The organism is Xanthomonas sp. WCS2018Noco2-27 (assembly GCF_031843525.1).
GTDB lineage: Bacteria > Pseudomonadota > Gammaproteobacteria > Xanthomonadales > Xanthomonadaceae > Xanthomonas.
In genome coordinates this window covers 143593-165368 of the sequence record NZ_JAVTIK010000003.1, presented here as the reverse complement: position 1 = coordinate 165368, position 21776 = coordinate 143593, and the positions used below count along the sequence as shown (strand labels likewise).

General features: G+C 56.6%; 25 protein-coding genes, 1 tRNA gene and 1 pseudogene. 17 read left to right on the top strand and 10 right to left on the bottom strand.

The features are described from left to right. The first annotated feature begins 41 nt into the window (after nucleotides 1–41). Nucleotides 42–617 (top strand): hypothetical protein, encoded by a 576-nt coding sequence (locus RQH86_RS08295; RefSeq protein WP_311238377.1) that lies wholly within the window; start codon nucleotides 42–44, stop codon nucleotides 615–617. Between the two features lie 303 nt (nucleotides 618–920). On the opposite strand, the gene RQH86_RS08290 is transcribed toward RQH86_RS08295, so the two are convergent. Then, nucleotides 921–1358 carry a helix-turn-helix domain-containing protein gene (locus RQH86_RS08290; protein WP_311238376.1) on the bottom strand — a complete coding sequence of 146 codons (438 nt, stop codon included), beginning with the start codon at nucleotides 1356–1358 and terminating at the stop codon, nucleotides 921–923. A gap of 70 nt (nucleotides 1359–1428) precedes the next feature. Here RQH86_RS08290 and RQH86_RS08285 point away from each other — a divergent pair, with 70 nt between their 5' ends. The 16 genes and pseudogenes from RQH86_RS08285 (at nucleotide 1429) to RQH86_RS08210 (ending at nucleotide 9408) form a co-directional block, all read left to right on the top strand. After that, the gene (locus RQH86_RS08285; RefSeq protein WP_057672068.1) at nucleotides 1429–1686 is read left to right on the top strand and encodes a DNA-binding protein; all 258 of its coding nucleotides are present in this window, start codon (nucleotides 1429–1431) and stop codon (nucleotides 1684–1686) included. A gap of 2 nt (nucleotides 1687–1688) precedes the next feature. Continuing rightward, a pseudogene (locus RQH86_RS08280) lies at nucleotides 1689–1832 on the top strand (ogr/Delta-like zinc finger family protein); the annotation flags it as partial. Nucleotides 1833–1868: 36 nt separating this feature from the next. Beyond that, on the top strand, nucleotides 1869–2009 hold the full coding sequence (locus tag RQH86_RS08275; RefSeq protein ID WP_311238414.1) for a hypothetical protein: 141 nt from the start codon (nucleotides 1869–1871) through the stop codon (nucleotides 2007–2009). A 10-nt stretch (nucleotides 2010–2019) separates the two neighbouring features. Next, entirely contained in the window at nucleotides 2020–2298 is a 279-nt protein-coding gene (locus RQH86_RS08270; protein ID WP_311238375.1) for a hypothetical protein, read from the top strand. After that, nucleotides 2295–2507 carry a hypothetical protein gene (locus tag RQH86_RS08265; RefSeq protein ID WP_311238374.1) on the top strand — a complete coding sequence of 71 codons (213 nt, stop codon included), beginning with the start codon at nucleotides 2295–2297 and terminating at the stop codon, nucleotides 2505–2507. The genes RQH86_RS08270 and RQH86_RS08265 overlap by 4 nt, the downstream gene beginning before the upstream one ends. Nucleotides 2508–2516: 9 nt before the next feature. Continuing rightward, complete coding sequence (locus RQH86_RS08260) at nucleotides 2517–5213, top strand: toprim domain-containing protein (RefSeq protein WP_311238373.1); 2697 nt, start codon at nucleotides 2517–2519, stop codon at nucleotides 5211–5213. Between the two features lie 323 nt (nucleotides 5214–5536). Continuing rightward, a complete protein-coding gene (locus RQH86_RS08255; RefSeq protein WP_311238372.1) occupies nucleotides 5537–5755 on the top strand; it encodes a hypothetical protein in 219 nt (72 codons plus the stop codon). Further along, nucleotides 5752–6039: a hypothetical protein gene (locus tag RQH86_RS08250; protein ID WP_184351969.1), complete on the top strand. Its 288-nt coding sequence runs from the start codon at nucleotides 5752–5754 to the stop codon at nucleotides 6037–6039. Before RQH86_RS08255 ends, RQH86_RS08250 begins: the two co-directional genes overlap by 4 nt. Then, nucleotides 6039–6311: a hypothetical protein gene (locus RQH86_RS08245; RefSeq protein WP_057672057.1), complete on the top strand. Its 273-nt coding sequence runs from the start codon at nucleotides 6039–6041 to the stop codon at nucleotides 6309–6311. Before RQH86_RS08250 ends, RQH86_RS08245 begins: the two co-directional genes overlap by 1 nt. A 79-nt stretch (nucleotides 6312–6390) precedes the next feature. Next, nucleotides 6391–6816 (top strand): hypothetical protein, encoded by a 426-nt coding sequence (locus RQH86_RS08240; RefSeq protein ID WP_311238371.1) that lies wholly within the window; start codon nucleotides 6391–6393, stop codon nucleotides 6814–6816. Next, complete coding sequence (locus tag RQH86_RS08235) at nucleotides 6809–6991, top strand: hypothetical protein (protein ID WP_168960011.1); 183 nt, start codon at nucleotides 6809–6811, stop codon at nucleotides 6989–6991. The genes RQH86_RS08240 and RQH86_RS08235 overlap by 8 nt, the downstream gene beginning before the upstream one ends. Continuing rightward, complete coding sequence (locus RQH86_RS08230) at nucleotides 6984–7256, top strand: hypothetical protein (RefSeq protein ID WP_192012371.1); 273 nt, start codon at nucleotides 6984–6986, stop codon at nucleotides 7254–7256. The genes RQH86_RS08235 and RQH86_RS08230 overlap by 8 nt, the downstream gene beginning before the upstream one ends. Beyond that, nucleotides 7253–7477 carry a hypothetical protein gene (locus tag RQH86_RS08225; RefSeq protein WP_180315900.1) on the top strand — a complete coding sequence of 75 codons (225 nt, stop codon included), beginning with the start codon at nucleotides 7253–7255 and terminating at the stop codon, nucleotides 7475–7477. The genes RQH86_RS08230 and RQH86_RS08225 overlap by 4 nt, the downstream gene beginning before the upstream one ends. A 265-nt stretch (nucleotides 7478–7742) precedes the next feature. Then, nucleotides 7743–7952: a hypothetical protein gene (locus tag RQH86_RS08220; RefSeq protein WP_057672049.1), complete on the top strand. Its 210-nt coding sequence runs from the start codon at nucleotides 7743–7745 to the stop codon at nucleotides 7950–7952. Next, nucleotides 7949–8167 (top strand): hypothetical protein, encoded by a 219-nt coding sequence (locus tag RQH86_RS08215; RefSeq protein WP_180315899.1) that lies wholly within the window; start codon nucleotides 7949–7951, stop codon nucleotides 8165–8167. The genes RQH86_RS08220 and RQH86_RS08215 overlap by 4 nt, the downstream gene beginning before the upstream one ends. After that, a complete protein-coding gene (locus RQH86_RS08210; protein ID WP_311238370.1) occupies nucleotides 8167–9408 on the top strand; it encodes an integrase in 1242 nt (413 codons plus the stop codon). The genes RQH86_RS08215 and RQH86_RS08210 overlap by 1 nt, the downstream gene beginning before the upstream one ends. A 77-nt stretch (nucleotides 9409–9485) precedes the next feature. On the opposite strand, the gene RQH86_RS08205 is transcribed toward RQH86_RS08210, so the two are convergent. The 9 genes from RQH86_RS08205 to RQH86_RS08165 all read right to left on the bottom strand — a co-directional run bounded on the left by RQH86_RS08205 (nucleotide 9486) and on the right by RQH86_RS08165 (nucleotide 21389). After that, nucleotides 9486–9562, bottom strand: a tRNA-Asn gene (locus tag RQH86_RS08205). A 70-nt stretch (nucleotides 9563–9632) separates the two neighbouring features. Continuing rightward, a complete protein-coding gene (locus tag RQH86_RS08200) occupies nucleotides 9633–10073 on the bottom strand; it encodes a type IV pilin protein (protein ID WP_115528382.1) in 441 nt (146 codons plus the stop codon). After that, entirely contained in the window at nucleotides 10070–13852 is a 3783-nt protein-coding gene (locus tag RQH86_RS08195) for a PilC/PilY family type IV pilus protein (RefSeq protein ID WP_311238369.1), read from the bottom strand. Before RQH86_RS08195 ends, RQH86_RS08200 begins: the two co-directional genes overlap by 4 nt. Nucleotides 13853–13861: 9 nt before the next feature. Then, entirely contained in the window at nucleotides 13862–14389 is a 528-nt protein-coding gene (locus tag RQH86_RS08190; RefSeq protein WP_311238368.1) for a PilX N-terminal domain-containing pilus assembly protein, read from the bottom strand. Further along, nucleotides 14379–15518 (bottom strand): PilW family protein, encoded by a 1140-nt coding sequence (locus RQH86_RS08185; RefSeq protein WP_311238367.1) that lies wholly within the window; start codon nucleotides 15516–15518, stop codon nucleotides 14379–14381. The genes RQH86_RS08190 and RQH86_RS08185 overlap by 11 nt, the downstream gene beginning before the upstream one ends. Continuing rightward, nucleotides 15515–15988 (bottom strand): type IV pilus modification protein PilV, encoded by a 474-nt coding sequence (gene pilV / locus RQH86_RS08180; protein ID WP_311238366.1) that lies wholly within the window; start codon nucleotides 15986–15988, stop codon nucleotides 15515–15517. The genes RQH86_RS08185 and pilV overlap by 4 nt, the downstream gene beginning before the upstream one ends. After that, on the bottom strand, nucleotides 15985–16554 hold the full coding sequence (locus tag RQH86_RS08175) for a GspH/FimT family pseudopilin (RefSeq protein WP_115528387.1): 570 nt from the start codon (nucleotides 16552–16554) through the stop codon (nucleotides 15985–15987). Before RQH86_RS08175 ends, pilV begins: the two co-directional genes overlap by 4 nt. An 88-nt stretch (nucleotides 16555–16642) precedes the next feature. After that, nucleotides 16643–18028 (bottom strand): nucleotide 5'-monophosphate nucleosidase PpnN, encoded by a 1386-nt coding sequence (gene ppnN / locus RQH86_RS08170; RefSeq protein ID WP_311238365.1) that lies wholly within the window; start codon nucleotides 18026–18028, stop codon nucleotides 16643–16645. Between the two features lie 103 nt (nucleotides 18029–18131). Further along, the gene (locus RQH86_RS08165) at nucleotides 18132–21389 is read right to left on the bottom strand and encodes a carboxypeptidase regulatory-like domain-containing protein (RefSeq protein ID WP_115528388.1); all 3258 of its coding nucleotides are present in this window, start codon (nucleotides 21387–21389) and stop codon (nucleotides 18132–18134) included. Nucleotides 21390–21776 lie beyond the last annotated feature (387 nt).

Here is a 21776-nt window from a genome sequence, read left to right as displayed (position 1 = left end):
CAATCTCTAACTTCTAAACTTTACATGAGGTACATCCACATATGCTCACGCAATCTGCGCGCCTTTCCCAGGCACTCAGCGACGCCTCGAAAAACGCACAGAACGCGATAGATGCATCACTTAGTCCTAGCTATTCCGATACTCCGCTCGATGAGAAGGAAGCATGGGCTATGGCAGCAATACTCCACCTGGATATGACTCGATTAATAGTCGCAATTGAACAGTGTTCAGAGCCATTGGCAAAGCTGCTTATGATCTCAGACGCGGTATCAAAACTTTTTGAAGCCTACACTTGGTACACGAAGCATGGATCGCCAGCACTACAAGTTATTGCAGGCCGCCGAAGATCTGGAAAATTTGCAGCACAAGCTGAAATCGGAAGAATGCTAAAGCACCACAAAATAGATAAAGTAAAAAATTATCAGCCCTACAGGAACAAAATTAGCCATCATTATGATGGCGAATTTTTGCTGTATTTGGATAAAATAGGGAAAGAAAAAGCAGAGGATTTTTACCTAATCCTGACATCTTTCCTGCTCTTTTCCAAAGATTGGGCAAATCTAACCAGATCGCTAATCCAGGAGCCTAAAGCGGATACAAGGCACGCTGCAACCTAATTATTTAGAGCACCAAGACAGGCGTAAAACAGAAAAATCCTATTTTGAATTCAGACTTTACCTACTGCAGATTGGTAATCTTCGAGTCAATCTATGATCGGATGTCAGGTCATCTCGCGCTGCCAGGAGGGCGGCGAATGGATCGCAAGGAGCTACGCACCGACATCTTGAAAGCCGCCGGTCAGACACCGGCGGCTTTTTTTTTACCTAGTATGCCTTGCGATTTTCAGCCTCTAAACGTCTGCCGGTCGCTGCCGATAACGCACTCTTTTGCGAGGACCAGCTGTCCTATGTTTAGCTTGATCAGGACTTCTTTTTTTTGCGTCCGCCAACGTTGATCTGCATGTTGCTCTGATCGATCGATGCGGTGGTAGAAATCACGGAGCCGATTTCGTTGTTGTTGAACGATAAGACAGGGCCGGGGCTAGCCTTGGAAGACGAGGCATCGCTCAACAAGCCCAATGCAGCAAGCGCAGCGTTGCGAGCAGCCGGTGACGCGTCTTTGAACGCAGACAGCAGAAGCCTGTCGGCGGGATCCAACTGGGCCCTTTGTCCAGAAAGCACGTACATGACATCAACGCCACGATCTAGCGCGGCCAGTAGATACGCTCCGCCGGGCAGGTTGATGTCTTTCTCAAAGTTCAATTGCGCGTAGCGCGTGAGGCCGAGTTGCACTGCCATCTCGTCCTGCGTCAGGCCAAGCCGCTTGCGCTCATCCTTCAGGCGTTTCCCTACGGTCATTCAGGCATTTCCTTACTTGACAATGTTGAGTTAAGTCCACAAAATTCCCAAAAGTAAACGGAACCGCCACATGCCCCGTAAGAGTCAAATGCAGCAGTTCACGCCCCGCAGCCCGGAACAGGCGCGACAGTGGCTTGAAGCAAATGGCATCACGGTCTCGGCATTCGCCAGGCAGAACGGCGTGGATCGGTCGGTCGTACATGACCTGCTCCGTGGCCGTTCTCAAGGCAAATATGGCGAGTCCCACAAGGCGGCAATCGCTTTGGGTCTCAAGGCACCACCCAATAGTGCCACACAAATCCCAACCGCCAAAAGCTCAAGGGGGTGAGCATGTTCGGTCGGAAAAAAATCGTTTTTCGCTGCGAAGCATGTAGCGCAAGGCTCATCAAAAGAACCAGTTTTCTCGCACATAAGTTCCTGCGGCATGACTCCTACGTGTGCGAGAACCCGATGTGTGGTGCTACTTACACGGGCCACTCGGAGTTAACAGGTATCGCCAGTCCCAGCGGCGTGCCCACCTCACACAGCGAGCTTCCACCGACACCGGCGTATGAGCGCGCCCAAGCGCTGCAGGCCTACCGCGAATCGCTAGGCGACCGCCAGCTGGATCTGATTCCCGTAGGCGGCGAGCCGTTCTTCCCTCACATCTGAGGCACCCCTAATGCGAAAGACCCTTGATTGGGCGGCTTTGCCGCCCACGGCGAAGCTTTGCCTGGAAGTCGCGCTAGTTCATGGCGGCCTGTTGAAAACCGAGCACGGTTACATCGGCCGCAATGCGCCTGTGCAGACCGCGCAGCGCTTCGGTGCGGTCGTGGTGGCCACTCTCATGCGCGAAGGACTTGCAACGTCTGACAGCGCCAATGAGCGCCTTGTCGTGCTGACCGATGCCGCCGCCGTTTTGTTCCATCTCCAACACGCAAACACTGAGGTCGGCTCGTGATGCACGCCAATAGCTGGTTCACCGCACAGGAGCCGCGATTCGTTGATGCGGCCAGCAATGTGCCGCAGCGCATCGCGCCGCACGCAAAGCACGAAGAGGCACGCCTGCTCGCAGCCGCCGTTGACGCACACCGCCGTGCCGGCGGCGCTTATGTCGTGATCGACAACGCTACAGCTTCGCTCGCGCCTCGGCGCCGGCTCGGCGTCTAAGGAAGTTCGATGCAAGAGGATCTGCGGCAACAGGTGCTGTCCCGACTAGAACGGGATTACGGACTCAAGCACCGGAGCGGTACCGAGTACATGCGCGGCGGCAAATGTCCGTCGTGCAGCAAGAAAGAGCTCTACACCAACCATCTCAAACCATGGGTCGTGAAGTGCGGCCGCCAATCCAAGTGCGGGCGCGAGCTTCACGTCAAGGATCTGTACGACGACCTGTTCGACGACTGGTCCAAGCGCTTCCAGCCAACGCCTGCGGCTCCCAATGCTGCGGCCGACGCCTACCTGCAGTTCTCGCGTGGTTTCGACCTGGCGCCGCTGAAAGGTCTCTACACCCAGGAGAGCCATTACGATCGCAAGATCAGCGCCGGCACCGCGACGGTGCGTTTCCCGCTGATCAAGGGAGGCTGGTGGGAGCGGCTGATCGATCGCCCGCACCGCTTCGGCAAGCAGAAGGCGCGCTTTGCGCCAGGCCAGAGCTATGCGGGTGTGTGGTGGGCGGCGCCTGCCGCGCTGACAGCCATGCAGACGGCGCGCGAGGTGTGGATCGTAGAGGGCATCTTTGATGCGATCGCGCTCCTGCAGCACGGCGTGTGCGCGGTATCGGCCATGTCTTCCAACGCATTCCCAGAGGAATCGCTGCGCGAGCTGTGCAAGGCACGCATGGCCGATCTTCCGACGCTTGTGTGGGCACTGGACAACGAGCCAGGCGCCCGTGCGTACACGCACAAGCACATCAAGCGTGCAGCAGCGTTGGGCTTCGACTCGCGGGCAGCGCAGATCGTCCAGCGCGATAGCAAGAAGACCGACTGGAACGACCTGCATCTGCGCGCTATCGCGTCCGATGATCCCAAGCAGTGGGACAACGACGTCAAGGAAGCCCGCTACCAGGGCGACCTGCTTGTGGCCCGCTCGGCAGTGGACAAAGGCCTGCTGATGTTCGAGCACGACGGCCGCAACGACTTCTGGCTGGAGTACCGCTCACGCCTGTATTGGTTCGATTTCGATACGCAGCGCTTCGACAAGCTGCGCAAGGAGAAGCTGGGCGACATCGATGCCGACGACGGCGACGAGGTCGCGGCCGAGGATCTGAAGAAGATTAAGCGCGCCGCGTGCTCCGTCCAGAAGATCGCCAACTGCTACCCCGAGGCGCTGTACTTCCAACGCCAGGAAGTCACGGATGAGAGCTGGTACTACTTCCGCGTCGATTTTCCGCACGACGGCCCTAGCGTAAAGGGCACCTTTACCGGTGGTCATGTCTCCAGCGCGTCCGAGTTCAAAAAGCGTCTCATCTCGCTGGCCGCCGGCGCCATGTTCACCGGCACCGGCCACCAGTTGGACCGCCTGATCGAGGAGCAAACCGAGGCGATCAAGACGGTGGACGCCATCGACTTCGTGGGCTACAGCAAGGATCACCGCGCCTATTTGCTCGGCGACATGGCCGTGCGCGACGGCGAGCTGGTGACGGCCAACGAGGAGGACTATTTCGAGTTCGACAAGCTGCGTCTTAAGACCACGCAGAAATCCATCCGTTTGGAGATCCAGCGCGACACCGAGGCGTTCCGCGTGGATTGGCTACCGTGGCTGTGGCAGTGCTTCGGCACGCACGGCATGGTCGCCATGACGTTCTGGTTTGGCTCGTTGTTCGCCGAGCAGATCCGCGCCGGGCACAAGAGCTTTCCTTTCCTTGAAGCCACTGGTGAAGCCGGCGCCGGCAAGACCACGCTGCTGACGTTCCTGTGGAAGCTGCTGGGCCGATCGGACTACGAGGGCTTCGACCCGGCCAAGTCGTCCAAGGCCGGCCGTGCGCGCGCCATGGGTCAGGTGTCCGGTATGCCCGTCGTCCTGCTGGAAGCCGATCGAAGCGAGCCAGACAAAGCGCATTCCAAGACGTTTGAGTGGGATGAGCTGAAGGACTTCTTCGGCGGCGGCACGCTGGCAACGCGTGGCGTGCGCAATGGCGGCAACGAGACCTACGAGCCGCCGTTTCGCGGCACGATCGTGATCACCCAGAACGCCGCTGTGGACGCTAGCGAAGCAATCCTGACGCGTATCGTCAAGCTGCATTTCAAGCGGCCGCAGGTCACCACCGAAAGCCGTATCGCGGCCGACAACCTCAATGCACTGCAGGTCGAAGAAGTCAGCCACTTCCTCGTGCGTGCCATCCGCCAGGAGCGCGCAATCCTCGATCTGTTCGCTGAGCGGGTGAAGGTGTTTGAGGCCAAGCTTCGCGCTCAACAGGATCTGCGCCTGGAGCGTGTCATCAAGAACCACGCGCAGATGCTGGCGCTATTCGACTGTCTGCGCCTGGTTGTCGCTCTACCTGACGACATGGTCGAGCAGACGCGGCTTGCGTTGTTGGACATGGCGCTGGAACGACAAAAGGCGATCAGCGCAGACCACGCGATGGTCAACGAATTCTGGGAGGTCTACGAATACCTCGAAGCCACCGGCCACGGCAAAGCTGTGGTCAACCACAGCCGCGACGCGCAGCGAATTGCGATCAACCTCAATCACTTCGCTGCGCGTGCTTCGCAGTTCAGTCAGCCAGTACCCGATCTCAAGGTGCTACGTGCGCTGCTCGGTGACTCGCGCCGGCACAAGTTCATGGCCGCAAACGTGGCCGTCAACAGCGCCGTCCTCAAGGACGATCTGACCGGTGTCGGCACCACCGTGAAGTGCTGGGTGTTCCAGAAATGAGCGCGCTCGCACATGTGGGAAATTTTGAGAAATTTTCGTTGACTTCCACCCAGCAGCGGAGCAACTATTACCGCGTCGCCGCAAAATCGGCGACCGGGATTGGCGTCCCGTACTTACACGGCGCAACAGCGCCCATCGATCGATGCTCGGCGCTTTTTTCTCGCCCGGCGTTCGCTCGGGCGCGTGCCTGCCAGTTCTATGGCGGGCGGTGCGTGGGGGCCGCAAGGCCCGCCGGTTCCGTGTATCCGGTACGCCAACCCGCACCGTCCGCCACCCCGATTGGCGTCGGGGCGGCGGATTTCTGTCAAAGCACGGAGTTCCGCATGTCCTACGACGCTCAAGAAGCGCCGGCTAATGCCGCGCGCCAGATCGCCCATTACTTCGGCCTGATTGCCGACACCCTCGACTGGAATCACACCGCCTGGCTCGCCCTGCAGGCGAAGCTGCAGGCCATGGGCAAAGCGCCCGAGGCGCTGACGTTGGCCGATGTCGAGGCCGCCATTTCCAGCATGAATGCCGACCTTGCCGAGGTGCGCCAGTGAGCCGCCGCGACCTACACAAGGCACTGCGCGTCGCTCCTGGCGTCTACCTGCTCCTGCAGATCCGGGCGACCGACGTGCTGGCAGAGCTGTACGCCGACGGTCTGCATGACAGCCCACCGGTGATGTTCGCCTGCAGCGCGATCGATGAGCCGAGCGCGTTGTTTCTTGTCGATGACGGCACTGGCCTGGTCATCGGCTCATTGCACGTGGTGATGCCGGAAGCTGAGGCCGCTGCCCTGCAGGAATGGGTGATAGAGCGAATGCCTGCATTGGAGGTGGCTTGATGGACGCCACTCATCCGAACACACAGCTGCCGGAGGACGCTGATTTCTCGATCAGCGAAGAGGAACAATTCCGACTCTGGCGCGCGTATCACGCGGCGGCATTGCTTGCCGCGCTGACCAACGACATCGCGATCGAGGCAGGCATCAATCACGACGGACCGGCGGCAGTGGCGGAGTACATCCGCCACGAACTGCTTGATGTCCTCGGCGGCGCGCAGCGCCTGCGCGAGCTTGATCCCAGCATTTCGCCATCTGGCGCCGACCTGATCTAACCCCCGCAACAGCGGGCCGGCGGGCGGTGCTGTAACACCGCCCCAAGGCCCTCCACCAACGCAACTCAGGAGAGTCGATATGCAACAGCAAACTGGAACACGTCCAGCCACGGCAACACGTCTGCTGGCTTTGGGCACCGGACCCGGCCCGGAGGCTACCACGCCGATCGTTGACGCCTACGACCGCAGCATGGGCGACTGCTCAGCGACCATCACCATGCACGTCACGCATGGTGCGGTCGTGGTCACTGCCACCCTGAACATGGGACCGCTTCGCGAGGCTCGCCAAACGTGGGAGCGGCGGCGTGGCACTGGCACCGGCTGGAAACTCATCGACGGGCCTCGCCTGTGGACGACGGCAGAAGACCGCATTAGCACCGAGTTGGCTGAGTTTATGGACGGCCTGGATTTCCCATTTGACGTCGCCAACATGCTGCCGCGCAGGCCAACTGCGGCTGCAGCTGCAGCAGTCGCACAGGCCGCACGGGAGGTGGCCCATGGTTGAGTTGCTCGCTCTGGTGGTGGTCCTGGCGCCGGCCGCCGGCGGCGCGCTGGTCTACAAGCTGTGGACGTCGCGCCGTCCGCGCCTCACCCAGACCGGCCTGGCCGTTGGACAGGTGCCGCAGCGCCTGCGGCGCCGTGCTCGCATGGCTGTGCGGCGGGAGGCTGCACATGGCTGAGTCCGTCATCCTTCTCGGCCCGCAAGGCAGCGCCAAATCTCTCAACGCCGAGGCTCTCTGTCAGAAACTCGGCCTGCAGGAGGTCATCGAGCTGGACGAAATGTTGTTCACGTTTCGCGCTGATCGCCTGGAGTCTTCCGGGCAACTGATCCTGACCTGCGACGAGCAGCAGGCGCGCACCTGGTCGGTGCGCTGGGGCCTGCGCCTCATGCGTGTCGAGGAAGCACGCGCCCAGCTCGGCGCCGCGTGGAGGACGCAGCCATGAACCTGCAGCGCACGATCGAGGTTGCTCGCACCGCCGCGCGTATGGGAGGGCCTGGCCCCTTGTCCACCGGGGAGGCACTGACCGCCGCTCTGGTGCTGAATCGCCACGATTGGCTGGCCGAGATGGACTACACCATCGCCGAGGCGCTAGACCGGATCGACACCGACACAGTGCAGCATCTGCGGGATGCCGAACGCGCATTGCGCCGGGAGGTACCGTGACGCAACGTCAGGTCGACCATGACAGTCCTCTGCCGGCCTGCACGAACGGACACGTGGCTCGCCACATGCTTGACGCCCGCCGCCCCGAGGCGGGCGGCGGGCACTTCATCGAGTGCGTGTGTGGACGCACGCAGAAGCATCGCAGTTACGAGCTGGCCATGACCGAGTGGCGCCGAGCTCATCGGATCCGCGCACCGCGTCAGCCCCGTCACTGCGCGCCAAACGTCGTGCAGCTTGGCCTGCGCTTCACTGGCACACGGCAGCGATGATCGATGGCGCAAATATGGAAGCGTTTCGCAGGGCTTGCGAGGCGCGCCACTGGCTACGGCAGGGCTACATGGATGCGGCCAAGGTGCGAGAGCTACGGCTTCGCATTGCCACTCAGCGCGGCTATGCCGCTGCTGATTTGCTCGTGGAGGAAATGCGCGAGCAATGGCGGCGCAGGCGGGAGTGGATCGAGGGGCAAGGCGCGTGAGCAATCCGGTGATTACGTTCGAGGATCTGCGTCGCCTCTGCGCGCCGGTCGGTCCTGCTCCTCGTGCATCGACAGTAGTGCGGTGGGCGCGCGAGCAGGGAATTCTCTACAGGTACGACGGAAGGGGCGGAATCTGGACAACCCTGGACGCGCTCAACGCCGCGTTGGGGCTGGCCCAGAACGCTGCTGAGCTACACAACAAGGAGCTGATCTGATGGGACGCGGCAGGAAGCGCAAGTTCAACCCGGATATCCCCAAGCACATCGACCAAGACGCCCTCCCAAAGGGCGTCTACTGGGCCGACGGGCGCTGGTACATCATCGAACCACATCCCGAGGGCGGTCCTACGAGGAAGCGCACCATTGCCTACGTGGATGCGAGGCTTTCCGACCTCCACGCAGCCAGGGAGGCGTCCCGTGGTGCCGGTCTGGTCGGCTCCCTGCAGTACCTTGCCAACGCGTTCAAGCTCTCCACTGAGTACCGCGACCTGTCTCGCAGCACCCGCGATGACTACGATCGCCATGCAGAGGTGGCCTGCGGCTACGTGCTGAAGGACGGCAGTCTTTTTGGGAGCCTGCAGGTGGACCGTCTGTCCGTTCCACTGGTGCAGCGCCTGGTCGAAGCGCTCGCCAAGGGGCGGGAAGCAAGCGCTGTACAGCCCGCGTTGCTGGCCCGTCCGTCCACGGCCAATCACACGCTGCGTTATCTGCACCGACTGTTTGCCTGGGGCATACGAATCGGCCATTGCAAGACCAACCCGGCCAGCGGCGTGCGCGGTGCGAAAGAGCGCGCGGATGCCAAGATGCCGGATCCGCAATCGTTCACGGCGGTGCTTGAGTTCGCCAAGTCACGCGCTGCATTGCCGCTGCACACAAAGGGAGCGGTCCCGCCATACATGCCGGCGGTGATGGTGCTGGCCTACAACGCACGTCTGCGCGGTGTCGAGGTGACCGACCTGACGGACGCGGACGCGCTCCAACAGGGAGTGCGCTGTACGCGCCGCAAGGGTTCTCGCGACAACATCACCGCCTGGAACGACGATCTGCGGTGGGCATGGATCTGGCTGCGGGACTACCGTGCTCAACGAATCCATGCACACAAACGACCGGTTCCCCTGCGCCCCGAGCAACGCGGCCTGTTGGTCACCCAGACCGGCACGCGCTTGGCGCGATCAACATTGAAAACGGCTTGGCAGCGCTTGATCACGGCAGCGATCGAGGCCGGCGTGATCGAGGAAGAAGCGCGCTTCACCCTGCATGGCCTCAAGCATCGCGGCATCACTGACACACGCGGTACGCGAGCGCACAAGCAAGATGCTGCAGGCCACATCACGCCGCAGATGACGCACCGCTACGATCACGAGTTACAGGTGATAGCGCCACCAACTTTGCCCACTGATGAGTCGTCGGCAGAAGCGTTAGCGTTCGTTGACCTGGTCAAGCCCTCAGAGTCGTGAGGGCTGCGAATTTTCCCGGTAATTTTCCCGGTACAACAAAAAAGGGCTTGCGATTTCTCGCAAGCCCTTGATGTTTTTGGCGCCCGAAGTTGGACTCGAACCAACGACCCCCTGATTAACAGTCAAGTGCTCTAACCGGCTGAGCTATTCGGGCGGGGGAGCCGAATTGTACAGAGAACTCACAGTCTATGACAAGTCTTTTTTCAAACACCTACTCACATGACTCACCAACAGTCAGCCAAAGTTCCACCACTAGCAGACTTCACGCCAGCTTGATTCAGCGAAAGCGTCCCACATTTGTCTTTCGCCTGATCTCCCTGAGGTGTAGCAGAAAGCGAAAAAGTGGTCGCGGTCGGTGGACTCGCGAGGGAAAGCAGATACCGGGCGCTCCCCCCCTCCTTTGGCGACTGGGTGAAGCCACCGCCAGTACTGAGCGAAAAGTTGGAAAAAGTGCTATTCGCGGTATGGAACCGTTCCGCTAGATGTCCCAGTTCAACCAGATCAGCTTTGGCTTGGGCACGACGAGATTTCCTAGCATAGTCAACATACGATGGGTAGGCCACCGCTGCCAGTATTGCCACTATCGCCACAGTAACCATCAACTCAATAAGCGAAAAACCGTCCGGTCTCCTCCGGCAATCAGATCTGCATGAAGAGTTGGTCATTTGACTTGCCTCCAAGATTGGCGCCCACAAGCACGAGCCATGAACAGAGGTTTTGATCCGGAGACCTGAACGACCATCGAGCACTGCCCAGCTAGAGCATTGGCCAAGTCAGTGCTTGAAGCGTCCGATGCAAGTGGGCTGCGTCTGGGGGTAGTCATTACTGCAACGTCCTTCACTGGAGCTGATCCATCGGTTTTGAGAGCGACCGCACCCGTACTGGCCGAATACGAATCTCCTGCAAGAGAGCCAACCCTGACACCGGAAAGTTGTGCTGCACCCGACATTGCATTAAGTCCGTACAACCAGTTAGTGCCACCAGGCAGACAACCGTCCGTCGACCCAGGCTGGAATGTAGGGAAAAAAACTATGCCATTTTCTATTGCGGGGTTACCCACAAATCGCTCACCCTTTCCGGATAAATCAAGGTACCAACCAGAACCTCCCGTCGGAATCGCAAGCGTTGTCGTTGTGCGGCTATCAGACGAAGTAGAAACTGTTTTTTGCTGAAGAAGGTCAGATCGTTGAATTGTACTCACAGAACCGCGATCAAGTACCGCGTAAAGCGTCTGTGGGGAAGTATCAGATGCATCGGTACGGAAAGAAAACCCACCAGTACCGAAAAACAGCATGACGCCTCCTCCCGCGCCCGAAGATGCTCGGATACCACCGAGAATCGTCTGCCGAATACCTTGAGCGTCTTTAGCGACAAATAAAGGCAAAGTTAGCGTTGTAGCTGTCTCTGGAGTCGCTGGATTTGAGGAGAGGCTTCGCAGGTCGAACTTCCATATCGCGCCAAGCTGATCGGCTGCATAAACGGTGTCGGCGTAGCCATCACGCCCACTAGTCGTAGCCGTAGAGCCCGAGAACCTGTCCAACACCACAACATTACCTAAACCATTAGCCGTGTTAACCCCAGATTCAAGTGCAGGAAGTAGGTTTACACTGCCACTTAGAATGTCAACTACAAACAACACAGCTCTACCATTAGCGCTTCCATAGCCATTCCCAAAAATCGCTTTCCACCTAACAGTGCCGGCAGAGCTTCTTACAGGAACAATAATAGGCTGACCTAAAACATTACCGATATTTTTCGCAATAGATGCATTCGAGCTTGAATCACTTATCTCCCATAGCCTGCTCGAAGCTGAAAAAGAGGAAGGATTTGTAACATTGAAAGCAAAAACACTTTTTCCACCCGCTCCAGATGATCCTACGAGCGCGGTAGACCAGCTATCTACACCAGATGCAACGTCCGAAACTGTGATCGGGCCATCTACATAGTAGCGATGCTGAAAGTACTGATTGTTTTTATCCGCCGCATTATAGGGAAAAAGCAAGTTCCCCATGTGACCGAGTGCCGTTTGTGGGATGTACGCGAATTGCTCAACGCCAGTCTTTGCATTGAAACCATGCAGCATTCCGTCATTAGCGCCGACATAAACCATGCTGCGACCCGCAGCGGCCTTTGATTTTAAATAAGCAGCATAATTATAAGGGTCGAATTTATTAGAGGCAGCGTCGTACATCGAGCGATAGCCGAAATCATCAGTTGAAGCCTCAATCACAGGCGCAGAGTTAACAATGTCTCCCAGCCTAGTCGTGCGCTTACGCAGCGGAGTAGTGCTGGAAGTCTCTAATGCCTGACTTCCACGAAGATAATCTATAGCCTGCGAGATATTCACTTTCAATCGCGTAGTGATCAAAGCGTCCGTACAAGTGGACATACCCGAAGTCGTATTACTACACAAATCTGCCAACTTCACGTTTGTCGAGTTGAAGGCCACCATCCCGGCAGACGTACCAAAAAAAACGTTCCTCGACGAAAACTGGGGAATCAACGCACTTGCTTCCCAGATGTCGCTATAGCCGATGTTCCCCGTCGAATTAGAGGATGAAACTTGCTGGGCGGTCAGCTTACCGTACCAATCGGTACCATTATTTAATGGCTCATAGAAAGGAACAACTGTAAAAGAACCCGCACCTACTCTAGAGCCAGTGAGAGCGATACTACCGGATGGGGTCGCACCTGCCGCAACATTGGAAAGTATTCGACGCATGGCAGCAGTTACTTCATCAGGCGTTTTAGCATTAACAAATTCACCACGTGAATTAATCGTAGCATGCCATAACTCATCGATGACAGTTCCGTCATCTACAAGACTCGGGTCTGGAAGAAGATTCCAGTTCGGCGGAGTTGCATAAGGGTCAGCAGTCGCCCCGGCATTTACTTCATAAATGCGCCCTTGAGCACCTAGAGTAATCCCATAAAAATTCATATGTAGATCCGTCTCACAATCAAGACGCTTCCAGTCTGGGCTGGTAGACGCCAGCGTTGAGCAAGCATCCGGCGCCTTGACCCTACCAGCAGCGAATACGCCACCAGTGCGTAACGGCACTGCAGAGCCACCGTAATATTTGGCGGCAATATCTGCGATCGTCCCAGAATAACTATCGGCAAACGGTGCTATACCATCCACTCCGTCCTCATTCCCGACTGCAGAATCATCGCTACTATTTGTGTATCCATCTGTGAATAGCATCCCTGCATTCTTTTGACACGAAAGCTGTACTGGCGCGCCAGCATCTGTGCGCCTGAACTGCTCACCTAGGTAGCCTGCTGCAGAACGATTAGGGGTCCCTCCCTTTAAGGACAAAGTATTTATCGCGGAGTATAAACTAGGGCGATCGCCAGGCATTTGGTACATAACAACATCCACAGTACGCGGCGCGTTAATAGTAAAGTAGCCGATTCGCATATTATTAACATTGGCTAAAGACTGCGTCATCGAACCAATCATTGCCAATGTTCGATTTCGATGATACTGAAACCAGTTTGCAAAGTTCTTAATGGCTGCGTTGTAATCATCGCCACTCTCGTAATTTTCCAACTTGATTTGATATCGCCTCAAATTACAATTTGGACCACAAGCATTCAGCGCCAGAGGACGATTTATATCAGCTGATTTGTAACCAGCAGGCGCCGCGTTAGCAGCCGGAAGGTAAAATGTAGCAGGAAAATAATCAAATGAGTAAGCCGCATTTCCTATCGGATTCCCAGACGGATCATTATCTCCATTATTATTTCGACCACTCGTCCCGTTAAAAGTGCGCGAAACAGTAGTCCACGCACCATTGAACCTGTACCGCACCCCTGTGCCCGTCAAGTTTGGAATAATCGTGTTTCTAGGAATATAAAAACTTTCGGTTGTCGATGCGCGATTCGATGTGAGATCGTACGTCACGCCATAAGGAACTGCCATTTCAGGCCTTGGATCGGCACGAGTTGCAGATGGCACTGCATCATCCCATAGCGTGTTATCTGCCTTACGCCACGGCGAGTAGAGCGTAGCCGGATCGAAATAGGTCTTATTGTAAGAAGGCGACCTTGCAAATCCAAATTGGTCGATTGGAGGCATCGCATCCCCCCCATAAGCCTTATCGAAATCGGCATGCGGAAAAAGATAAATAAGACCACCAAGATTAATGCTACAATTATCGGCACCTGCGTAAAAAACACCCGAGCCAGAAAAAAAACTTCTAGAGCACGAGTTCCAGCGCAGATTCAAGTCACCAATACTCGTCAACATTTCAAACCCCATCGAGTTCGAATCATCGACGGCCATGATGAATGCTGCTTGGGCGGGGCTTTGAGTATTCATAGGCGCCTGCGCGAGCTCACCCTGACCCTGCGCTGAAAAAGCCGCATATATGCCGTAAGTAAAAAGCGCAGCAGCAGCAATTAAAGCGACAAACTTCAGATTATTTTGACGGGCTAGCATATATATATCTCAAGGACGAAATATTGTATCAACAGCGGCATCAGCAGCATCACTGTCAACCCCATCTGCATTGTAGGCAGTAACTTGATAAACAGGATTAGGGTCCTCATTGACTGCTTCACCCATACCAAGACTGGAATTACCTGAGATACATGGACCCAATAACCTGACATTTTTATTTGGGCCAATATTCGGCTTCAACCCCATTGCCCAGCCAGTGGCATCGAATGCCTGGTCGCATACTTTGATGTCGCTTATGGCATCACAGCCTCCGACATTAGTCCGATTGACTAGATTCTCGACTCCGCACTCAGTGGAGCGAGCGAGCCGTTCAGCATTTTGAAATGCGATATTTGTGGAGCGATAGTTAAATGCCATACGCTCTTGCAGACTAGTAACTTGAATTCCAGCAATGCCAATTAACGCAAGAAGAATCAGCATTATCAATGCCACATAGAGCACTGCCCCAGACTGCCTGTACTTTAGCTGCGCACTTCGCTTCGAATTTAGCCTATCGATGACCAGCTTAGTTTCCATAAAGGCGATTCCTCAATGCAACAGTTGTCTCGTAAACCCCTCTCACCCGACCATCAAAGGTAGTTGGCGGAGCAAACTGCACACCAAGCACGCGCGGTCGGTTCGAGGCTGCTGGTGCAGTAGCAGCAGCATTCTCTGGGCTTCTCATAAGCAAACCGACTTGAACACCACCGACTCTCCTCCATTGCGCCGCCGACTCGGCAAGCGTGGCCGCCGTATTTTGGACATCAATATATCCGCTAGGAGGGTTCAAGGTGAGATCGGAAACCCGGTCCTGCCCATATATAAACTGGAGGCTTTCAACACCCTCTACAAGTTCTTCATTCGTGTATCCAGCGCCATTATATCGAGCCCTGTACAACGAGGGTTCCCCACCAGCGCCCTTGCCGACGTAATAAACCAAAGACTCGGCACGATATAAACTGGTTTGCCCAGTCGGCTGCCCGGTGTAGCGATCAATGGCTTTGGCAACTGTCACCTCTCCAGCAGAGGCAGCAGTAGCGGAAGCCTGGAATACATCGGCATAGCTACAATCTGCAACACCGAAAAGTTGAGGATTAGCAACACCATCTTGTGTAAAAGCAACCCAACGCGCGGCAGGGACTGTAAGCTTGGTGGTACTACCGCTAGTTACGATTGTATTTACGGGCGCCCCCTGAGGCGAAAGGAAACGTAGAACGACTATGTCACTTCCTGCCAACGGGGAAAGAGCAGAGATAGAGCTTGGCAACCCAGGGGACCACCCAGCGGTCGGCGCACCGAGTGTTACTGAATCAGACGGCGCAGTACCATTGGCTTCATACCCTTGAATCGAAACTTTAAAATTTAACGCTTGATCAGCATTACTCGGAAAATTTGACTGAAGTGCATCCGCACTCTGCAAGTGAGATTGATCACTAACACAGCCGAAATGCCCAGCCATGCGTATATCTCGCTGCAGATAATCAATCGCAAAGCGCGCATTCTCTTGCGTGCGAGCAAGTCCCTCCGAGAGACGATAAGCGGCTTTAGATGCAGCAAAGACCTGCACAATGCCTAGCATAAGAACCAAGCCTATGACCAGCGCGATCATTAGTTCGATAAGCGAAACACCACGCATGCGCAAGCCAAATGATAGATGTTCATTCATAACTTAGTACTCACACTAAACTCCGTCGCATCCCCGCCGCGATCGCTCCAATTTAACTGAACAGTGGCGACACCGTCGCTCAACGTTACCGCTGAAGAGGCGTCATCACCAAGCACTTTCACCACATCGCACTTCCACAAAGCGGTCATTTTCGCTACGTCTACGGTTCCCGTTGCTGGAACGCAGCTTACTGAACTAATTGCACCACTTGAAAAACTAGCTTGACTAGGGAAACTAGCAGCACTTAAGCGATTGACTCGCATTTGATCAAGCAGTTCAGTAGCCAAATTAGTTGCCTGAGTACGAATCGCCGCACTTTTTGACATACGAACGCTGGTTGTCTGCAAGAGGGCAAAGCCGAGTAGTCCAATAGCAAGAATAAGCACCGCAACCAGCACCTCAATGAGGGAAAAGCCTCTCTGGCGCTGCTGCAGAGTGTAATCTCTTGAATAAGAAAATGGTTTACTCATATACAGTTACTCTTAGATGTCCTGACCTGTCCGGTTGGACCGATAGTGAGGGTACGTGCCAACTCAGCTTCACCAGCCTTACAGGTACTGGGCTGAATAAGCAGCACCTGGCTACCTGATAGCGGAACTCCGCCTGCGCCTACGCCCCCAACACGCCCGCGTCTATCCAAGATAAAGCTACCGGGAGGATTTCCTTTAAAAACTACAGCCCCCTTCCCCTGGACATAACGAAGAGCTGCTTCAGAGCCATCCATGGATCCATTTGCATTATCGTCGCGCCAAATAAGCAAACCATTATCCCAAGTGCCGCCACAGCTAGTGCCATTAGTTGAAGGACATATGCCCGCTCCACTGTTAGTACGTACAGCCTCGCTACGTCCGAAAGAAAATGCGGCAATTACTTCGTTTGAAGCGGTCGCAATCTGGTTGGACTGGATAACACTCTTAAAATTAGGAAAAGCAATAGCCGCCAGTACGCCAATCACAACGACGGCAACAAGCAACTCAAGCATTGTGAAACCGCGTTGCCGTAGATACATCAATACGCTCCCCAGCGTTGAGTCCACATAGTGTTTCCTTCCGGGAGAAGACACAATCCCCAGGAAGATGAACGGTCCAACTGGGGGGATGAACGCTCCCCCCGCTTCATTCGCCCTAAGTCACCACCCGATAACAAGGCCGGTAGTCCCCCGAGATCTTCATCCGGCGCTGCTCGACGAAGCCGCGCAGTAGTTCGTCCAGGGCCTGCATGATGTCTGGGTCGCCGTGGATCTCGAAGGGGCCGAACTCTTCGATGCGGCGCATGCCGTCTTCCTTGACGTTGCCGGCGACGATGCCGGAGAAAGCACGGCGCAGGTCGGCGGCCAGTTCGGGTGCCGGGCGGCCGTGGTGCAGGTCCAGGGCGGCCATGGCTTCGTGGCTGGGGACGAAGGGCTGCTGGTACTCGAGCGGGATGTGCACCGACCAGCTGAAGTAGTACGAGTCCTTCTGGTCCTTGCGATGCGCGCGCACTTCGTGGATGCCTTCCGCCATGCGGCGCGCAACGGCGACCGGGTCGCCGACGATGATCTCGTAGCGCGACGCTGCCGCATCGCCGAGGGTGAGGCGGATGAAGCGGTCGATCTGCTCGAAGTACGGCGCGGCGATGGTCGGCCCGGTCAGGATCAGCGGGAATGGTAGGTCCGCGTTTTCTTCGCGCAGCAGAATGCCGAGCAAATACAGGATTTCTTCGGCAGTGCCGACGCCGCCCGGAAACACCAGAATGCCGTGACCGATACGAACGAAGGCCTCAAGGCGCTTCTCGATGTCCGGCATGATCACCAGGTGGTTGACGATCGGATTCGGCGATTCGGCCGCGATGATGCCAGGCTCGGTTACGCCGATGTAGCGCGTGTGGTGCTTGCGCTGTTTGGCGTGTGCGATGGTGGCGCCCTTCATCGGGCCCTTCATTGCGCCCGGGCCGCAGCCGGTGCAGATGTCCAGCCCGCGCAGGCCTAGCTCGTAGCCCACCTGCTTGGTATAGAGATATTCGTCGCGCGAGATGGAATGCCCGCCCCAGCACACGACCAGATTCGGGTCGGACGGCTGCAGGATGCGCGCATTGCGCAACTGGCCGAACACCGCATTGGTGATGCCCTCGCTGGTGTCCAAATCACCGCGTTGCGCTTCCAGCTCGATGGCCATGTAGGCCAGATCGCGCACGACGGCAAACAGCAGCTCGGCGACGCCGCGGATGATCTCGCCATCGACGAACGCCATTGCCGGCGCATTATTCAGGTCGATGCGGATACCGCGATCCTGCTGGTTCACCTGGATGTCGAAATCCGGGTACAGATCGCGCGCGGCGCGCGGGTCGTCGGAAGCGCTGCCGCTGGTCAGCACCGCCAGCGCGCAACGGCGCAGCAGCTCGTGCATGCCGCCGCTGGATGCATCGCGCAACCGGGCCACTTCCGCCTTGGACAACACGTCCAGGCCACCACGCGGATAAATCCGCGCATCCACCACCGGCAGCGCCCGTGCCGCCGTACTGCTGAGTTCCATAGCTTGCTCCTGTTGTCTCTCAAGGACTTTAACGTACTCACCCGCCCAAAAGAAAACGGCCGGGAAGACCCGGCCGTTTTCGCTGCTTACGTCACCCGCTGTATTAGAACTTGTACTTCAACGTTACCTGCATCGACCAACGCGACACGCCGGTGTTGCCCTTGTCGTTGTTGTTCTCCTGCACCGTCGGTTCGTCGGTGGTACCGGTGAAGTTGTAGATGTACTTGCCAGTTGTAGGATCGATGCCGGCATAGCTCGCAACTCGGGCGGTGGAGTTGAAGCCGTAATCCTCGATGCGCCCCCACTTCTTATTGAGGAGGTTGCCGACATTCATGACGTCCAGCGCAAGCTCGGTCTTGTGCCCTTCGAACAAGCCGGGCAGCTCCTGACTGACGTGCAGATCGAAGCTATTGACCCACTTGGTACGGAATTCGTTCGCGGGCGCAATTTGACCCTTGTAAGCAGCCAACTCGGGATTTTTTGCCAACCAATCAAAGAAGCGCTGCTCCATTGCGGCTCCACCCACCCATTGGACGTCGCCAGGTCCATTCGGTACGTAGAACAGGTCGTTGAAGTAGCCGGCCCCAGAGGTAGAGGCAGCGTCGCCGTTCAAGTCGTTGTAATAGATGTAGCTAAACGGCCGACCCGAACGACCTTCGTAGAACAACCCCACGCTGGTGTTGTACTTGCCGAAGAACGCCTTCTTCCAATTGATCGAACCAGTGATGCGGTCCTTGATCGCATAGCGCGAATCATAGGCCACGTTTTCATTGGCAGTGCCGATCAAGGTACTGCCCCAGTTAGACGTGTTCTGCGAACTGGTCAGAGGACTGACTTCGGTGGACTCTGTGTAGGTGTAGGCCAGCGACCAACCCCAAGTTCCCGTGAGCGGCTTATTTAGGCCAACTGTGAACTGGGTACCGTCGCCTTTGTCAGTATTACGCATGAGCATCACATCGCCCATGTCGTTTGGACGATTGGCCTTGCCGCTTACGACTTGACCACCACCCAGGTTCTGGCCGTTCTGTACGGAAGTATTGGTACCAGTCGAAGGTCGGTAACCCGCTGCGTTCCAGTACAGTTCGCGACCATCCTGACCAATCCGGGTCGCCGCAACGCCCGCCTGGTTGTACAGGTCCAGACGCTCAAAGTAGATCGCGTTATTGACCTTGGTGTACAGAACCTCAGCCGAGGCGACGATGCCATACCAAGGCAACTCGTGGTCGAAGGCGAGATTGGTCTTCCACACCGATGGCAGCTTGAGATCGGGCGCGGCGATATCCACGTTCTGGCGAGCGCCAGCACCAGCGGTCGGGATGTACGGCGGATTGGTGTTCTGGGTAAAGATACCAACCGGATTGTTGACCGTGTACTCGGTGTAGTTCAGGCCGGTGTTCTGGTACACCCCTGCCAGCCACACATTCGGTGCGGCACCGCCAAACAGACCTAGGCCGCCGCGCAGCTGTGTAGGACGATCGCTATCGAACGTGTAGTTGAACCCGAAGCGCGGCTGCAACAGCTTGTCGTCAGGCAGCTGAGTATTATCGTAGCCATACAGCGACATGATGCGCGGGTTATACAGACGCTGATCGCTAAAGTCAGGCATGTCGATGCGCACGCCGCCCTGCACGGTCAAATTATTATTGACCGCCCAGCTATCCTGAATGAACAAGCCAGTATTCTTCAGCGTGTACTCGGCTGGAATGTCGTCGTAGCTGCCGCCGGGACGCGGTGCGCGTACGATGTACTGGTTGACACGACCTGCCGCAAAGTCGTTTAGGTTGTTGAACAAATATGCGCCGTTGAGATTACGGCCGAAGTAGTTGAGCAGATCATTTTTGGAATAATCGAAGCCAAACTTGACAGTATGGTCACCAACATACCAGGTCCCGGCACCGAAGGCGCTCAACTCCTTGCTCTCGACTGCATTGACGTGCGAGTTCTGCTCGGTACCGAAATAGAGCGAATTATTCGCGGTGCCGCCAAAGCCACGCACCTGGATTTGCGGCAAAGTCGAATTCGGCTCGCGGACTGCAGAGTACTCTTTGTGCGAAAGCTTGAATTCGGTCGAGAAGTTCTCGGACCAGTCACTGAACAGCTCTCCCATCCAGGATTCATAGGTCTTTGGCTGCTGGTACCAAAAACTACTCAGCGAGACAGCGCTGTTGCTGATCTGGGGGAAGCGGACTACGTTTTGCTCAAGCTTGTTGTAACGCACAGCTGCACGATGATTGTCGCTGATGTTCCAGTCAATCTTCAGCGCATATTCTTCGACCTCAGTCTTATTGGCAGGCTGACTCAGCGAACCCGCATCGAAGCCATAGCCAGTCGCGATCTGCTGCGCACGGGCAATATCGGCATCGGTGATGCTGCCTCTGCCATACGGAGAATCAGTCAAGCTGATACCCGGCGCTGAACGCTCCATCTTTTCGTAGTTGGCAAAGAAGAACAGCTTGTCCTTGACAATCGGCCCACCCAAGGTCATGCCGTAGGTCTTTTCATCATCGAAGCCGTTGAAGCGAACGCCTTCCAGCTCCTTGCGGACCATGTCCTTGTCGCGATACGCGTAATAGACGGTGCCGCCAAAGTTATTGGTACCCGACTTGGTTACTGCATTGATGACTGCGCCGGTACCGCCAGAAATAGTGGTGTCGTAATTGGCGACATCGATATTGATTTCCTGGATGGCATCCATCGACACCGGCTGACGCTCGGTCGGCAGGTTATTGGACTCCAAACCAAATGGATCGCCTGCGCCAATGCCATCGATACGAATGGCGTTGTAGCGCGTGTTTTGACCACCCACCGAAATTGCGCCATCGGCTTTGCTGACTTGCGAAATACGCGGATCGAGGCGGATGTAATCTTGGATGTTGCGATTAACCGACGGCAACGAATCGATGGTCTCGCGAGACACATTGGTGCCGGTACCCATCTTGTAAGCACTAAACAGCTCCGAGCCACCCGCGACAGCCATGACCTGCACAGCTTCGAGATTGGTAGCGGCGATGTCACCTGCCAAATCCGCGTTGACTGTATTGACCTGATTGAGGTTGAGGTACACGCCCTCTTCGGTCTTGGTGCCTTCACCCGACTTGGTGATGGTGATCGTGTACGGCCCACCCACACGCAGGCCGCGCGCGTTGTAGCGTCCGCTGGCATCGGTGGTGGCGCGGCTGACGGTACCCGATTCGACGTGGGTGATCGTGACTTCGGCATTCGGCACCGGCTGACCGCCGCTGCTGATGACCAGGCCAGCGACGCCGGCGGAGGTGCTCTGGGCAAATACGGGCGCAGCGGCGAGTGCGGCAACGAGACCAAGGGTGAGCTTGGACATGCGGAGACAACGGGGGTGGGTCATTTCGGTAGCCTCGATACAGGTTGGGCAGTGACAAAAAGGCGCAGGCAGCCCAACCGTTCCCGGGGGTGGGCTGCCGATGATCTGGGGTCCCTTGCCGCGCGGCTGGTTGCTGCCGCAACGGTTAACAGCAGATTAACACGCTAAGGCCTGATTGTGACGGTAACGTGACAAAGTTCGCGCACTGCAACATGAACTTCGTATTGGATGCTAGAAGTTGCGTAGACAAACTCTGACAAAAGTGCAACTCACGTCGAAAGAGAGCTCCAGCCATCCTAGGTCCGGCCGCTGCCCCGTGTTCCGTGGGACCTTAATATGCCGAACTTTTCTGCAGTCGATCTACGGAGTCGTCCTTAAAAATCCTCCTGATTAGTTGCCCCTGAAAAATTC